Origin of the sequence: Natronorubrum sp. A-ect3 (assembly GCF_041821125.1) — an archaeon.
Classification (GTDB): Archaea; Halobacteriota; Halobacteria; order Halobacteriales; family Natrialbaceae; genus Natronorubrum; species Natronorubrum bangense.
In genome coordinates this window covers 118,612-134,602 of the sequence record NZ_JBGUBB010000001.1, presented here as the reverse complement: position 1 = coordinate 134,602, position 15,991 = coordinate 118,612, and the positions used below count along the sequence as shown (strand labels likewise).

Annotated in this window: 12 protein-coding genes; 4 read left to right on the top strand and 8 right to left on the bottom strand. The window is 59.9% G+C overall.

The window, feature by feature from the left end; all coding sequences use genetic code 11:
• Positions 1-123 precede the first annotated feature (123 nt).
• Positions 124-1,050, top strand: coding sequence for a DMT family transporter (locus tag ACERJA_RS00605; protein ID WP_373606433.1), 927 nt, complete (start codon positions 124-126; stop codon positions 1,048-1,050).
• Positions 1,051-1,078: 28 nt separating this feature from the next.
• Here the strand turns inward: ACERJA_RS00605 and ACERJA_RS00600 are convergent, their stop codons facing one another.
• From ACERJA_RS00600 to ACERJA_RS00590, 3 genes are all read right to left on the bottom strand, one after another.
• Positions 1,079-1,369, bottom strand: coding sequence for a hypothetical protein (locus ACERJA_RS00600; protein WP_373606432.1), 291 nt, complete (start codon positions 1,367-1,369; stop codon positions 1,079-1,081).
• 228 nt (positions 1,370-1,597) lie between these two features.
• Entirely contained in the window at positions 1,598-3,826 is a 2,229-nt protein-coding gene (locus tag ACERJA_RS00595; RefSeq protein ID WP_373606431.1) for a CDC48 family AAA ATPase, read from the bottom strand.
• Positions 3,827-4,521: 695 nt separating this feature from the next.
• Positions 4,522-5,247, bottom strand: coding sequence for a polysaccharide lyase (locus ACERJA_RS00590; RefSeq protein ID WP_373606430.1), 726 nt, complete (start codon positions 5,245-5,247; stop codon positions 4,522-4,524).
• Positions 5,248-5,809: 562 nt separating this feature from the next.
• On the opposite strand from ACERJA_RS00590, the gene ACERJA_RS00585 reads away from it, so the two are divergent.
• A complete protein-coding gene (locus tag ACERJA_RS00585) occupies positions 5,810-7,468 on the top strand; it encodes a polysaccharide lyase (RefSeq protein ID WP_373606429.1) in 1,659 nt (552 codons plus the stop codon).
• Between the two features lie 89 nt (positions 7,469-7,557).
• Here ACERJA_RS00585 and ACERJA_RS00580 read toward each other — a convergent pair whose 3' ends face one another.
• Complete coding sequence (locus tag ACERJA_RS00580; RefSeq protein WP_373606428.1) at positions 7,558-8,622, bottom strand: DegT/DnrJ/EryC1/StrS family aminotransferase; 1,065 nt, start codon at positions 8,620-8,622, stop codon at positions 7,558-7,560.
• A gap of 261 nt (positions 8,623-8,883) precedes the next feature.
• On the opposite strand from ACERJA_RS00580, the gene ACERJA_RS00575 reads away from it, so the two are divergent.
• Both ACERJA_RS00575 and ACERJA_RS00570 read left to right on the top strand, forming a co-directional pair.
• The gene (locus ACERJA_RS00575; protein WP_373606427.1) at positions 8,884-9,774 is read left to right on the top strand and encodes a polysaccharide lyase; all 891 of its coding nucleotides are present in this window, start codon (positions 8,884-8,886) and stop codon (positions 9,772-9,774) included.
• Between the two features lie 201 nt (positions 9,775-9,975).
• Complete coding sequence (locus ACERJA_RS00570; RefSeq protein ID WP_373606426.1) at positions 9,976-11,133, top strand: glycosyltransferase; 1,158 nt, start codon at positions 9,976-9,978, stop codon at positions 11,131-11,133.
• Positions 11,134-11,224: 91 nt separating this feature from the next.
• Here ACERJA_RS00570 and ACERJA_RS00565 read toward each other — a convergent pair whose 3' ends face one another.
• The 4 genes from ACERJA_RS00565 to ACERJA_RS00550 are packed head-to-tail and all read right to left on the bottom strand — an operon-like array spanning position 11,225 to position 15,789.
• A complete protein-coding gene (locus ACERJA_RS00565) occupies positions 11,225-12,622 on the bottom strand; it encodes a nucleotide sugar dehydrogenase (protein ID WP_373606425.1) in 1,398 nt (465 codons plus the stop codon).
• The gene (locus ACERJA_RS00560) at positions 12,606-13,505 is read right to left on the bottom strand and encodes an NAD-dependent epimerase/dehydratase family protein (RefSeq protein ID WP_373606424.1); all 900 of its coding nucleotides are present in this window, start codon (positions 13,503-13,505) and stop codon (positions 12,606-12,608) included. Before ACERJA_RS00560 ends, ACERJA_RS00565 begins: the two co-directional genes overlap by 17 nt.
• Positions 13,493-14,467: an NAD-dependent epimerase/dehydratase family protein gene (locus tag ACERJA_RS00555; protein WP_373606423.1), complete on the bottom strand. Its 975-nt coding sequence runs from the start codon at positions 14,465-14,467 to the stop codon at positions 13,493-13,495. The genes ACERJA_RS00560 and ACERJA_RS00555 overlap by 13 nt, the downstream gene beginning before the upstream one ends.
• The gene (locus tag ACERJA_RS00550; RefSeq protein WP_373606422.1) at positions 14,464-15,789 is read right to left on the bottom strand and encodes a DegT/DnrJ/EryC1/StrS family aminotransferase; all 1,326 of its coding nucleotides are present in this window, start codon (positions 15,787-15,789) and stop codon (positions 14,464-14,466) included. The genes ACERJA_RS00555 and ACERJA_RS00550 overlap by 4 nt, the downstream gene beginning before the upstream one ends.
• Between the last annotated feature and the right edge of the window lie 202 nt (positions 15,790-15,991).

Here is a 15,991-nt window from a genome sequence, read left to right as displayed (position 1 = left end):
GTTGTCATCCTGACACTCCGAGCTGGTATCGTGGCCGCCGACCGTCTGTCTGTTCCCTGCTGAACGGTGTCAGCGCTGTTCTCGAATCGAAACAGAGAGGGGGCTCCTGACGAGACGTTCAATGTGAGTCGCGCTCGAACGCTTGGGCTTTTTGTGGCCCTTGCAGGAATCTGGGGGACCGCGTTTGTCGCGATCAGTGCAGGCCTCGAGCACTTTCCACCAGTGCTGTTCGCAGCACTGCGATACGATATCGCAGGCGTGGTCATGCTTGCCTACGCGGCCTACGCCGTTGACGACTGGTATCCGAGCGGGCGCGACGAGTGGGCAGTGGTCGTCGTCGGAGCGACGCTGCTGATCGCGGCCTATCACGTCTTCTTGTTCGTCGGCCAGCAGAACACGACCGCAGCTGCAGCCGCAATCGTGGTGAGTCTCTCACCGGTTTTGACGACCGGTTTCGCTCGAGTGCTCGTCCCATCCGACGCGCTGTCGCCGCTTGGTACCGCCGGCTTGCTCGTCGGGCTGGTTGGTGTTGGCGTGATCGCCCAGCCAGATCCCTCGAATCTGCTGACGACAGATGTCGTTGCAACGCTGCTGGTGTTCTGTGCCGCCGCTGCGTTCGCACTCGGGAGTGTCCTCACTCGCCGTCTCGAGACCACGTTGCCGATCGAGACGATGGAGGCGTGGTCGATGCTCGGCGGTGCACTCCTGATGCACGCTGTGAGTCTGGCGCTGCGCGAGCCACTCGAGCCATCGACGTGGACACATCCCGAGGCGATCGGTGCGCTCGGCTATCTCGCACTCGTCGCGAGCGCGCTGGGGTTTCTGCTGTATTTCGACCTGCTCGAGCGCCTCGGCGCCGTCGAGATCAACATGGTTTCGTACGTTGCGCCGATCTTCGCCGCGCTGGTCGGCTGGCTCTATCTGGGCGAAGTCATCGATGCGACGACCGTCGTCGGCTTCGGGCTCATCGCCACCGGCTTCGTTCTCGTCAAGCGGCAGGTGCTACGCCGCGCGGTTGGACAGCTCCGCCGACACACGTCGAGTGAGTGAGCGAGGGTGCAGTCGCGAACACGACTCATTACTGGGCAGACTCTCGGCGACGGTGTGCATGCCCGACGTACAGTGCGAGGAGATGCAGGATAATCAACCCGAGAAAGAGACTCGCTTCGAAGGACGTCGACAGGCCACTGATCAGCACCGGGAGGTACAGAATCGGCAGGACAATCGCACCCCAGAACCCCGTGGTGCGAATCGGCCCAGCAAGCGATGGGACGATCTTCTCGAGTGTGCCATCAACGTCTTGCTCCTCGCCATCTCGTTCTCGAGACACCACGGTGTCCTGATCGTGACCGGAGGGTTGGTTCGACATCGAACTACTCAGTTCTTTCAACTGAGTGGATTTCAGCAGATAGACCAGCACGAGCGTTTCACCGTGTTGTGAGAGGTTTACCGTGTGTAAGGTCGGCCTGAATCTGAATCCTACCCTCTTCACTCGAATGGGTCGATTCCCAGACTGATGGCACCAGCGGGCACCGTTCAGTATGCAATTGCTACAGCCGTCAAAAAACCGAAACCGCACCCAAAGCCGACTCGTGGGTTACTGGAAGCCGATCCGACTGCCGCGTCGCCCCGTCGGGTCCGGCCCGCTCGAGCCACCTTTGAACTCCTCTTCGATCTGCTCGTAGTACTCGAGGATGTCGTCGGTGATCGTCGGTCGGACGTTCTCCATGGCTTTTCGGAAGTGACGCATCTCGACGATGTCGGCCTCGTGGTCCTCGCGCAGCGCTTCGATCGCCGCCTCGCGGGCGATCGACTCGAGGTCGCTACCGACGTAGCCGTCGGTGATCTCGGCAATCTCACGGAGCGTGACATCGGCTGCCAGCGGTGTTTCCTCCGTGTGAATGTTGAGGATGCGTTCACGACCGTCGATGTCGGGCTCGCCGATCATGACGAGCCGGTCGAACCGACCCGAACGCAAGAGCGCGGGATCGATCATGTCCGGACGGTTCGTCGCCCCGATGACCATCACGTTCTCCATCTCCTCTAACCCGTCGAGTTCGGTCAGCAGCTGGTTGACGACGCGTTCGGAGACGTTCGAGCCGACTTCGCCGCCTCGGCCCGGCGCGAGCGCGTCGAGTTCGTCGAAGAAGATCACCGTCGGCGAGACCTGCCGCGCCTTGCGGAAGGTCTGTCGGATGGCCTTCTCCGATTCGCCGACCCACTTGCTGAGCAGCTGTGGGCCACGCACCGAGATGAAGTTCGCGTTGGTCTCGTTGGCGACGGCTTTCGCCATGAGCGTCTTCCCGGTGCCGGGCGGGCCGTACAGCAAGACGCCGGACGGCGGATCGACGCCCAGCCGGGTGAACCGCTCGGGGTTGTTCAGCGGCCACTCGACGGACTCCTGGACCTGCTCTTTGGCGTCGTGGAGACCGCCGACGTCGTCCCAGGAGATCTTCGGGAGTTCGACGAGCACCTCCCGCATCGCCGAGGGTTCGACCTCGTTGAGTGCGCCACGGAAGTCCTGGCGCTTGACGATCATCCGGTCGATCAGGCTCGGCGGGATATCCTCCTCGTCGAGATCGATCTCCGGAAGGTATCGGCGCAGCGCCTTCATCGCGGCCTCTTTCGTCAGCGACTCGATGTCCGCCCCGACGAAGCCGTGGGTCTCGTCGGCCAGATGGCCGAGGTTGACGTCATCCGACAGCGGCATCCCGCGCGTGTGGATCTGGAGGATCTCCTCGCGACCCACCTCGTCGGGCACACCGATTTCGATCTCACGGTCGAACCGGCCGGGTCGACGCAGCGCGGGGTCGACCGAATCGACGCGGTTGGTCGCTGCGATGACGATGACCTGACCCCGTGCCTCGAGGCCGTCCATCATCGTCAGCAGCTGAGCGACGACACGGCGTTCGACCTCGCCGGTGACATCTTCACGTTTCGGTGCGATCGAGTCGAGTTCGTCGATGAAGATGATCGATGGCGACTCCTCGCTTGCATCCTCGAAGATCTCCCGGAGCTGTTGTTCGGACTCGCCGTAGTATTTCGAGATGATCTCCGGGCCTGCAATGGAGAAGAAACTCGCGGACGTCTCGTTAGCGACGGCTTTGGCGAGCAGCGTCTTCCCCGTGCCAGGTGGGCCGTGAAGCAAGACACCCTGTGGCGGCTCGATCCCCAACTTCTTGAAGATCTGTGGGTGTTTCATCGGGAGTTCGACCATCTCCCGCACGCGTTGAATTTCGCCTTGGAGGCCGCCGATGTCCTCGTAGGTGATCCCGCCACCGGTCTTCTCGAAGCCGCTGATCGGCTCCTCGCGGAGTTCGACGTCGGTGTCCTCGGTGATGAGGACGACGCCCTCGGGTTCGGTTTCGACGGCGATGAGCGGAATCGCCTGCCCCGGCGAGCGCATGAACGGGTGGTTCGTCGAACTCATCACGGGAACGATGTCGCGGCCGACGACCGGCCGTTTTAAGATCTGGCGTTTGACCATGCCAGCCGCGTCGGAGCCGAACTGGACTGACGCCTCCTCCGGCGGCGCGAGCGTGAGTTTGTCCGCTTTCGTGGCTTCAGCCTTGCGGATCGTGACTCGCTCGCCGATACCCACATCGGCGTTTTGCCGAGTGAAGCCGTCGATGCGGACCGTATCCGTGTTCCAGTCCTGCCGGTCTGCGCGCCACACCTTCGCGGCGGTGGTGTTCGCGCCTTCAATTTCGATGATGTCGCCCGGACTCAGCTTTAGATGCAACAGCGTGTCCGGATCGAGTCGGGCGATACCACGACCCGAGTCGTTCGGGTATGCCTTCGCAACCTCCAGTTGAACTTCATTCATGATTCGGGATGGACGGCGATGTCAATGACTCCGCTTCCTGAGCGGATAGTTTTTTTGCTAGCGCAGATTGTTACCGTGCTAGATGCTATCACATCGAGGTATGACTGGCGCGTACATAGATGTACCGGCATCGGTTGGTTTTGATGGTACCGACAGCCGCTCGTGACCTCTCCTAGACCAGCGACGCCGCCGACTGCGGCGATGCCCTGTAGATACGTTGTTCGCTTGACCACTCTACTCGTTCTCTTTGTCGCTTCCCATACGGATATCCAAGCGTAACGTGAATCTTCGTTACGTACTCGGTGAAAAGTGATCGGATGCAGTATGGCCTACAACCGACTCAGTAGCGACTGCACAACGTGTCAGCAGTGAGCCCCGAAACCAACGTCGGCGACCCCCTGCCGAAGCCCGTTACACGACTACGGGCGGTAGGGAGTCAGTGGCGTCCGGACCGAACGCCTCGGGAGAAGCGGTCTGCATTTCGAAGACGACAATGGAAAAAGAAGAGATTTCGATCGGTTACGGTAGCTAAATCCCCACTGTTCGGTGTGACGTGTATCTCGGCTCAGGTCAGTTGATATCGGTCGAGATCGAGTTACCGTCCTTGCCGTTGGACTCATTTGCGACGGTGTTCGGGAGTACACACGCCATCGGTCGAGACATGAGTCAGCGCGTCAAGTCGTCTGCATCGACAGTCAGGCTCCTTCGGAGCGTGTTTCGAAGTAGAGGTTGTCCATATACAGCGTCATTGCCTGTGGTGCTGGGTCGACGTTTCCGTGATAGAAGTTACACCAAAACTCCTGAATCCCGATGTCGGCTTCATCTCGCCAGTGCCAGTCATCGCTGGTATAGACCTGCTCCTGGTTGACCCATCCTTCTAATACGCCGTCGTTCTCGCCCGGCGTGTTCAGCTCGATGTACTGGTCGATCTGGTACCAGCGGCCTCGTTCGAGCGTGGCGTCCCACCACGCGAACGTGCCATACGTGTCCATCCCGACGTGGTAGACATAGTTTCCGACACGGATGTTGCCGTCCGCATCAGGTGTGTCAAAGACGCCGCGAGCCGACCAGCCGTTCGTGCCATCGGTGATTCGACTTCCCCACCCGCCCTCGCGGGCCGTGCCAGCGTACCGACCGGCAAACCCAGGGAGTTTGCCGTCGGTCGCCGGCTGAAACGTCTCGTCGAGATAGAGCCAGTACGAGGCGTACATCGAATCCGGTTCCGTCTCGATTTCGTCCCGGAACTGGTAGCTGAGATCCGCACCGTAGTGTGATCCCTCGGGGAAGAACACTTCACACGACGTCCGATCAGGGCCAGAGTCAGTGGTGGAGCCGTCGCTGATCGATACGTGCTCGTCGTGAAAGCGCTCGGTAAACGACTCGAGTGCGGTGGGGGTGTTGAACGAGAGATTGGCTTCCATACTGTGGCTCCGTATCCGCCACCCTGTCGTCAATCTTCTGCCCCACACAGCGAGTGACTGTCACGATCACTGAGACAGATAGCGGCCGATACGGTACACGGGCCACAGCGGCATCAAACAGCCACGTTCCCAGGCCATCGATGACGTCGAACTCGTTGTTGTGGCCCTTCGATGGCCTCGAAGTCATCCGTGTCTGTGGGGTACGCCGCCGACGGCGTGATCCACGACGCAGTTCCACTGATTCCAGTCGACGTCTTCGATCGTCACGGCCATCGTGACCTCGAGTGGCATGTGCGAACTACGGAATGCTGTTCCCCGATGCTGTGTGTGCGCAAAAACGTTGACCAGGAGCGATCACACGACAACGCCGCAGCCGTCCCTTCGAGCCGTGTGAACTGCCGTTTTGTCCAAGTCGTACGAGTGTGTACGAAATGACACCGATTCGGTTGTAGCGACCGTCGTGATTGGAGATTGTACACTTTTGTCTTGGAAAATATATCTGCTTAAAAAGACTTAACATATGACTCTCAAGCTCTTTTGTTGTTCACCAAAAGAAGAGAGTATGTCGAAAAAGAGAGAAACAGGTCCTGATACGTTGCGGACAGTCGCGGAGCGAAGCGACTTCAGGCGTCGATCGCTCTTGAAACTGCTCGGTGCAGGGTCGCTTTCGCTCGCCACTGCCTCGGTCGCGGCTGCTGACACCGGTAGTTCTCAGGACACGACCTGGGCGTTTATTACTGAAGCAAGCGCGCAGACGATCTCGTACGAGTTTGTCGTCCAACGCAGTGCCGATGGACTTGCAGTGGAGTTTGCAAACGCCGGCTACGACTCACCGACTGGTCAGGGAATCGAGGGCGGGACGTGGCCAGCGGAGGACTTCATAACGGAAGTCAACGACGACGTGATCCACGCGGGCGGGACCACCGGCGAAGGATTCGGTGACGCGTTCGACGTGACCGGCGAGGTCGTCGCCATCTGGCTCGAGGACGACAATGAGATGTGGGCCGAACGAGACGAATCGACTGTCATCGACAGCGATCTGTTCGTCGACGAGCCACCGACTCCGGAGGAGTGGCCACAGGAGTCGACAGCCGACGATGAAACTGGGCAGGCGAGTGAGCCAGTGAACTCGATATGGTCGTTTATTACCGACGAAAGTGCCCAGACCATCTCACACGAGATGATCGTCAAACCCAGTGACGGCGAACTCGACGTTGCGTTCACCGACGCGGGCTACGACTCGCCGACTGGCCAGGCAATCGAAGGCGGCACATGGCCAGCGGAGGACTTCATCGATCAGGTGAGCGACGACGTGATCCACGCGGGCGGAGCCACTGGCGAGGGCTTCGGTGATGCGTTCGACGTGACCGGCGAGGTCGTCGCCGTCTGGGTGGAAGACCGCGATCAGATGTGGGTCGAGCGGGGCGGAGCCGAGATCGGCGATGACCTGCTCACCGACGAACCGCTGGAGCCGAGCGAGTGGACTGACGATCCAGTCTCTGCGAGCGAACCGACGCCCGACTTCACGGAATCGTTCGATTCGGGCACGGGTGCGTTCCACAGCGGCTGGCGGATGGATACGATGACGGCCGTGTCCGCTCCTACATCTCCCGACTCGAGCGGGACGGCTCTGCGGACGACGGTCCATGGGGGAGACCACGTCGGCGGCCACGGATACATCGAGATGGACCGAGTGATCGGCTATCGCCCCGACGAACTCCACCAACGGTACTGGGTGTACTTCGGCGAAAATGCGGACCCAACTGACGACTGCAAGGCACCCGGGTTCAGCGGCGACCCGAACCGAAATCTCTCCGGTACAACCGAGCCGAACGGGTACAACGGGTGGTCGGCGCGCGGCTCGTACCACGCCACGTCCGGCGGCGTCGAACCCGGATACTACGTCTATCACGTTGACCAGCCGAACTGGTGGGGAACGTACGACCGCTGGGATGTGACCCTCCAGCGGGGCCGCTGGTACCAGATCGACCAGTACATCGAGCTGAACACGCCGGGCGAGAACGACGGTGTGCTGAAAGGATGGGTCGACGGCGAAGAAGTCTACTCGCGTTCGAACTGGCGATGGCGAGACACGAGTGATCTGCCAGTCCACGCGTTCTGGCACGACTTCTATCACGGCGGAAACGGAACGGCCAGCAACACGTACTACATCTATACCGACGAGTACCAGTGTTGGGCTGAACAGGGCGAGATGCTCTGATCCGGACTTCTGGTCGTTAGTCCTGGCACACCCGCGACTGCCCTGTGAGGCCACTGGGAGATCAGGATCATAGACCGTTTCGGACCGTCTCAACCCTGGTAGTATGCGTGGAGATTCCGGATAAGTCGTGCTGCCTCGGTCTGAGTCAGCGCTGCGATCGGAATCGTGATTATGTTCTCTGCCAGAAACTGCGTTCCGGGATACCGATCGGCGCGTGACTGGTCTGCAGACAACCCAAACGGCTCGTTCCAGATGACCTGTACCGGCGTGTCTCGAGCACGGAGATAGTCGACGAGGGTGTCGCGGTCTCCGGGGACAGTTGCCGGAAGGACGTAGTTGGTCCGGCCGGGCGCGTCGGGTTGTACGTCGAACCCGTACGTTTCGAGCACCGTCCGGATCGAGTCAGCGATCGATCGGTGTCTCCCGAGGACGTGTGGAAACGTTCGACGAAGGTACCGCTTGAAGAGCCAGCGATTGATCGGGTCGAGTTCTCGCACGGACGGTGTCTCGTCCGCATTTTGGTACCCCCATTCGGGGTCTTGGGTTACGTACCGTCTGTTTCCGATGAGTCGTTCGTACAACACACTGAGCCGGTTTTTATACGGAAGCTCCCACGGCAGTGCGGTGTACAGGAACTTGACGAACAGATCAACTGAAATCGTGGCAGGCGCGAGGTCGACTCGTGACCGTTCGGGATGGGTCAAAAGCGCACCGCCCGTGAACACGGGTGCAACCTTCGACAGCGAAAAAATAGCATAATCGCCGAAGCCACCGACCAGTTGCCCGTCACGTCGTGCGGACAGCGCCCTCGCACAATCTTCGATTACCACGACGTCGTGCTCCCGGCAGTGGTCGACCCAGCGCTCGATCGGTGCTGGCAAGCCGAAGGCGTGGACGAACAACGCGGCGTCGACGTCCAGCAACTGCGGTCGCGCCTGGTCAAACTCGAGATGATATGTTTCTGTGTCGACATCGACGAATACGGGCTCGATCTCGTACTGGTCGACGATCGGTTGCAAGAACCGTTCGCAGATGAACGCGGGCACGAGGAGCCTCGATCCACGGAGTGATTCGTGTTGAATGACTTGCTCGAGTGCGGCACTTCCCGAAACAGTGTAGGAAGGTGATGAAGACTGTGGGAACGGATCAACCATCTAGTAAATACCAATGGTGTCTAAATATAAGATCCACAGTTAGTATATGTATATTTTCACACTACTAGAATTTATGTAAACAGACGTTCAGTATTGATGACTGATCAGGCTGACTGTAACGCCGTTCGTACGCGACTGACGGCTCGAGACGTGTCACCGGATTCAGTTTCGAACGCACCAAAGTAGTTGGACCGAGAGACTGACTAGTTGTGCTGGGACAATCGATTTATCCACCAATGCCATAGCGGAGAGCGACCGATTATGAATCACACACGGCGAGAGTTGCTTATCCTCTCAGGGTTAGCCACAGGGGGAGTATCGGGACTAACCGGGTCGCCCGCGCTGTCGCCAGGAACTGATCCGGACGGTTCCGAAGAATCCACGCAACCGAACACGACCGCCGATGACCCCATCGCTGACGACTCGACAGTTACTGAGGAACAGACGGTAACCGAGTTGTCGATCGATTTTCACGACTGGTCGTGGATTGACGAGTTCACGGAATCCGATATCACCGACCACCTCGAGCTGGTGACGGATGAAGCATACGACGACCGCTCGCTTCGTGTTGACATCCCGGAAGGAGAAAGCGACGGTGCCTCACTTCACTACTGGTTTGCCGAAGAATCGTCGGAGCCCGAAGAACTCTGGGCCAGTTACTATCTCTACTTCCCAGAATCGTTCGAAGTTACCGATCAAGTGGGCAAACTCCCCGGCCCGGCCGGAACGTACGGAGCCGGCGGCTGGGGTGGACGACAGTCCGACGGCAGGGACGGCTGGTCCGCCCGGATGGGCTTTAGAGAGATCAACTCCGACGAGATCGGACTGCAATACTACGTCTATCACGCCGGAATGGACGACGAGTATGGTGAGTTCTTCATCTGGGATCAGTCTCTCTGGAGAGGGCAATGGTATCGGATCGATCAGTACATTCTGTTGAACGATCCCGAGCAGGCCAACGGCGTGCTCATGGGGTGGGTCGATGGGGAGCCGGCGTACGATGATCGCTCGATTCGGTTCCGGACCACACCCGAGTTGCGGATCGAAGACTACTGGTTCAATGTGTACTGGGGCGGGATGTACGACTCCCCCAGAGACAACTGGATTCTGTTCGACGACCTCGTCGTCCGGACCAACGGCGACGAAAGCTGAGAGATGTCCCGATGCTGTCGGTAGCCGCGTTCTGATGGGTGACGGACACGAACCCTGACTCGTCCATTCTCAAGACGATTCGGAGCAAAAGCCCACGACTGTCGTCGCGGGTACCAGACCGTGCCGACCACAACGAGAGATTGCGACCGGTGGACGATACCGGCGCTTATTCACGATTCACGTGGCCGGTTGTACCGAACTATGCGTTCCGATACTGAAACAGTGGTGCTCCTCGGAGACTATGATTACGATTACTACCGCGAACTGTCGCTCCGTGATGGGCTCCGATCACAGGGAATAACGGTCCGTGAATGCCGGTTTCGGGACGAGCCGTTGTCGGTCGGCCTCACAAAGTTCCTGTTGCTCCCGTTGTTTTACGTCCGCATCTGGAGGCAGATGCGCCGTCTCGCCCGCGAGGAGCCCGCTATCGATGCGATTCTCGTCACGAAATTCAACATCTCAGTCCTTCCGATCGCGGCGCTGTTCGCACGTCGATTAGACGCACCACTCGTCTACGATCTGTTCGTCTCACTGTATCGGACTGCCGACATGCAGGACTACCCGCGGTGGCAAGTGACGCTCATCTACTGGCTCGAGTGGCTAACGTTTCGGCTGCCGGACTACCATCTCACGGAAACTGCCGAGTACGCACAACTGTACGCGACGCTGTACTCGTTGCCACGCTCCCGAATCGTCGGGATTCCAATCGGGGCAGATGACACGTGGTTCCATCCCCGCGAAGACGGTGGAACGGCGTTCGATCGCTTTACCGTGGTGTACTGGGGTGCGTTCTTGCCACATCACGGCGTCGAGACGATCGTCGATGCCGCAGCCGAGCTAGCGGCCGAGGACATCCAGTTCGTCCTTATCGGCGAAGGTGTCCGAAAAGACCGGATCGAACGGCGAGTGGCTGAACACGGGCTCGAGAACGTCGAATTTTGGGGTCGAGCACCGTGGGAGACGCTGGGGCGTGCTGCGGCTGGAGCCGATGTAACGATGGGTATTTTTTCCGACGACCTGCGTGCCCAGGCAAGTATCACCAACAAAGTGTCGGAGGGGATCGCATCCGGATCGGCGGTAGTAACGATGGACTCGCCTCCAGTTCGACGCTGGTTTACACACACTGAAGACATCTATCTGGTGCCGCCGGAAGATCCCGCTGCACTGGCGGCGGCCATCCGAACGCTTCGCGACGACCCGACGCTTCGAGAGCGGATCGCTCGCGGCGGACGGACGCTCCACGAAACAGTGTTTTCCGTTGACCAGATCGGCAAGCTACTGGTTGAGAACGTTCCGTTCAGCGAACGGTCACCGACACGACGGTCGGTTGCGGAACCGACTGATCCGAAATACGAGTGAGAACGATCGTAACAACTGAAATGGGGTACACATGCATCGCACGGCTGTCGTGCCAGTGTGCATTGATTTCCAGTGACTTCGGTAGTGACGGTCAGAACCGATGAGACGTCATGTTACCACCGACGGCGACGTAAGACAGCCCCATCTGTTCGACCGTCCGCTCGTCGAGGAGATTCCAGCCGTCGAGAAGCACCGCGTCCGGCGGCGCTGCATCTGCGACTGACGCCAACTCGAGTTCTTTGAACGCCGGATTATTGTTCGCGAGCACGATCACGTCGTACGCGTCACGTGTCGCGACGTCCGTGACGGTTGCGTCGTCGTCCGTCACTGGTCGTGCACCGAGCGACGCGATTTTTTCAGGTTCGACGTTCGGATCGTAGCCGTCGACAGGGCCGCGCTCGGTGAGGAAGTCGATCACCGGCTTAGCAGGAGTGTGTCGGATGTCGTTCGTCGCCGGCTCACCCTTGAACGCGATCCCGAATACGAGCGATCGCAGCTCTGCTGACCCTTTGTCCAGATCGGAGAGCGCCGCCTCGAGTTGGTCAGTTGCGATGTGTGGCATCGACTCGTTGAGCTGTCTCGCATCCCGAATGAGAGACGTCGCAGCCGACAGGCCGGGCTCGGTGTCGTCGGGTAGACTCTCGAGGACGAGATAGGGGTCTTTGGGGAGACAGCCACCACCGACGCCGAGCCCCGGCGATTTGATCTGATTTCGATCGTACCCCTTGTTTGCGGCTTGGATCAGTCGCGTCCCATCTAACCCGTGTGATCGTGCGATTTCGCCGAACGCGTTCCCGAGTGCAATCGTCACGTCGCGGTACGTGTTGTCCATCAGTTTGACCAACTCCGCGGCTCGCAGTGACTCGACCCGCAGTATCGTATCGGTGACGTGTCTGAAGAGGCGCTCGGCTTCGATGACCGAGCCCCTGTCGTCAGCGCCGATTACCTGTGGGAGATGGCGTAGTTCTCGCAGCGCAGCCCCTTGCAGCGTTCGTTCGGGGGCGTGAACGAGCGAGAGTGTCTTGCCCACCTCGAGACCAGTTTCGGTTTCGATCTGGTCAACGATGCGTTCAGACGTCCCGACCGGAATCGTCGATCGAAGGACAACCAGGTCGCCCGACTCGAGAACTCCCGTGACCGAGTCGACTGCTGATTCAACGATCGACGTATTCGGCGTCTTGTTCTCATCGAGCGGCGAGCCGACGGCGATAATGTACGCCGAGGCGTGTCCCGCGTCGGGATGGTCGGTCGACCGCCCGAACCGGAGCGTGCCGAGTTCGCGCTGGGTCGAGATCGTTTTCGCGAGCTCCGGCTCGTCGAAGTGTGGGACGCCCCGTGTCAACTGTTCGTAGCGTTCGTCGTCTTTCTCGAGACCGACGACGTCGAACCCGGACTGAGCGAGCACGGCGGACAATGTGAGTCCGACATATCCCTGTCCGAGGACGCAGACGTTTCGTTTCTCGAGTGTCTCGTTATCTCGTTCGTTCATGCGTTATCGTTTGATTGAGTCCGTCCGAAAGCGTGGTCTCCGCGGTCCAGTTCAGTTCGCGTTCGATTCTCGACGGGTCCGCAATCGTCGGATCGGTCGGCTCGAGGTCGCCCGCATGGATGACACGAACCGGTCGGTCGGTGTGTGCTTCAGCGACCGACGCGACCGTCTGTGCGAGCTCGTGGATCGACGTTCCCGTCCCTTGTCCCACGTTGAGCGGCCCCGACACCTCTCGCTCGAGCACGGCGACGATCGCATCGCACAGATCGTCGACGTAGAGGAAATCCCGGACCGGATTCCCGGGATAGGGCTCGATAACGCCGTCAGAGAGTGCCTGTGAAATAAACGACGGGACGACCTGGTGGGGCCGTCCGCCGGGGCCGTACACGTTGAACGGCCGGACGATGCTGACGGTCATGTCGTACTGCCGATCGTATGCGCAACATTGGGCGTCGGCAGCCAGCTTACTCGCCGCATACGGCGTGCCGGCGTCCGTCGCAGCCGACTCTGAGAGCCGACCGGTTTGACTCCCGTCGTAGACGTGGTATGAAGAGAGCGCGACGACGTGGTCGACTGATGCTGACCGAGCCGCTTCGAGGATGGCTGCTGTTCCGGTTGCGTTGACGCCGAAACAGTGCAAGGGCTCGTCGACGCTCCCGTGTGCATCCGTGTACGCTGCAGTGTGGACAACGGTGTCGACACGTGTCCAATCCAGCGTCGTCTCGAGGCCGTGTCGGCCCAACTGCAGTTCGACCGGCGTGGCGCGTTCGAATTCGGTCTCGGCGGGCCGACGGACGCCGGCGAACACCGTTCGGTCGGCTGCGAGTCGATCGACCAGCTGTGAGCCGACCAGTCCGGTCGCGCCAGTGATCAGGACTCCCATTGTTCCAGCTCATTCCCGGTGAGATCTCGATAGTAGTACTCAAAGGTCCGGCGAAGCCCCGTCTCGAGCGACGTCGTTGGTTCGTAGCCCAACAGGTCGCGCGCTTTCGAGAGGTCCGGCTGACGGCGATCCGGCGACCCTGACAACTCTTTCGACTCGATGTGTGTCACCTCGGGTCGTCGTCCTATCACGTCGAACAGTGCTGATGCGAGTTCGTTGATCGTAATCTCGTCTTGCGTGCCAACGTTGAAGATTTCGTCTCGAGCGGCGTCGGCAAACCCGGCTCGTTCGATGGCGTCAACCCCATCGTCGATGTAACAGAAGCTCCGGGTCTGTGTGCCGTCGCCGTAGATGCTGAATTCAGACCCCGTCACCAGTCGCTCGATGAACTCCGGAATGACGTGGTCGTACCCCATCGCCTCGCCGTAGAAGTTGTGCGGTCGAACGATGGTGTACGCGAACTCGTGTGCCGCTGCCGTCTGGATGACGTACTGTTCGCCGAGGATCTTCGTGCCGGCGTAGCTGTAACGGGGGTTCGTTGGGTCCATTAACTGGAGCGGATGCGTTTCCGGCGTCGGGAACGTCTCCGGAAACCCGTACACTTCCGAGGACGACGCGAACACGAGTCGGTCGATGTCCTGCTCGGCGGCGATCTGTGTCGCGTGTTTGACTCCCTCGAGATTTACGTCGAGGACTGCCCGCGGACGATCATAGAAGTGTTTCGTCCCGTTGATCGCGGCCAGATGGAACAGGACGTCGGGATCGTCGACGGCGTCGGCGAACGCATCGCGGTCACGAACGTCGCCCTCAACGAACCGGATCTCGTCGAGGATGCCCTCGAGTCGATCCCGCCCGCCGCGACTAACGTTGTCGAAGACAGCGACGTCGTGGCCGGCGTCGACGAGTCGGTCGGCCAGATGGGAGCCGACGAACCCGGCCCCACCTGTGATGTGGACCTTCATCGGCTCGTACGTTCGGCGACGAATTCGTCGACGACGTCGACGATGTGGTCGATATGCTCGTCTCCCATCCGGTGGTGGTTGCCAAAAAAGAACCCGTGGTCGTGCAAGCCCGCGGCGACCGGCAGCGGTCCGGCCCGCTCACGGAGGTGCTCGAACGCCGGCTGTTCGGCGAGGTTGCCACCCATAATCGGCCGCGTCTCGATGTTGTTGGCTTCGAAATGGGCGGTCAGCTCTGTGCGGGAAAACGGCGCGTCGGCCGCGACCACGAGCGGATACCCATACCAGGTGTGGCGACCATTGGGTTGTTCGCGTTGGAATTCGAGGACATCATCGTAGGCTGCCAGTTCCGTAGACAGGCGCTCGGCGTTGTCACGACGGATTTCAATAAACGGCTCGAGCCGTTCGAGTTGGTGGATGCCAAACGCCCCCTGGATGTCCGTCGGCCGAACGTTCATGCCGGAGTCGACGAACAGAAACCGCTCGTCGATGTCTTGATGATCGTCAGCGAGTTCCTCACGGTCCTCGAGTTCCCGAACCCAGCCGTGGGCCCTGATCGGCTTCGCCGCCTCGATTCGCTCGTTGTCGTTCGAGACGACCATGCCACCCTCCATCGTGCTGATATGGTGAGAGAAAAAGAAGCTGTACGTCCCGTATGCGCCGAACGTTCCGACGCGCTGCCCGTCGAACGCTGCCCCGTGGGCTTCACAACAGTCCTCGATCAGGACGAGATCATGATCCGCACAGAGTTCGGTCAACGCGTCCATGCGGGCCGGATTTCCGAGCAGATGGACGGCCATGATCGCGGCCGTATCGTCGGTGATCGCCTCCGAGACTGCATCGATATCGAGGGCGAACGTATCCGGGTTGGAGTCGACGAGCACTGGCGTGGCACCGACATCGATAATCGGGGCCACGCTGGTCGACCACGTACAGGCCGGGACAATGACTTCGTCGCCAGGAGCGAGTTCAGCTTCGTGTCGGTCGCTTTGCAGTGCTCGCAGGGCGACGAGGTTCGCTGACGAGCCCGAGTTGACCATCATCGCCCCGGCTGCATCGAGGTACTCGGCGAATCCGTCCTCGAACTGCGCGACTTTTTCACCCATCGTCACCCAGGTCGAGAGCAGTGACTCGAGCGCTTCCAGAACTTCTGGAGCGCCGTAACTCGGGGCGTTCAACGAAATCGTCTCCGCCTCCGGATCGAACGATCGATCATCAGTGAGCGGATCTCCCATGTACGCATCAATATCATCCGAGACGGCAGCCAAAACGTCGTCCACGCTGGTGGCATCGCCCGCCTCGGTAACATCACTCTGTCCCGACATTGTAGCAGTTGCAACAGGAGTCGCTATTTAGCTGTGGAGGATGTTCTTGACCCGTAACGAACGATTTGTGCGGACAACATCGATTCGGGGTGATCACTGAATCCAGTTTCATCAACCGACAGCGGACTGTACCGAAACGTCTTCCTCACGAACTCACCAGACACTCATCGGTTGTTCGAGTGTGGTTGCGTTCAGGTCGGAA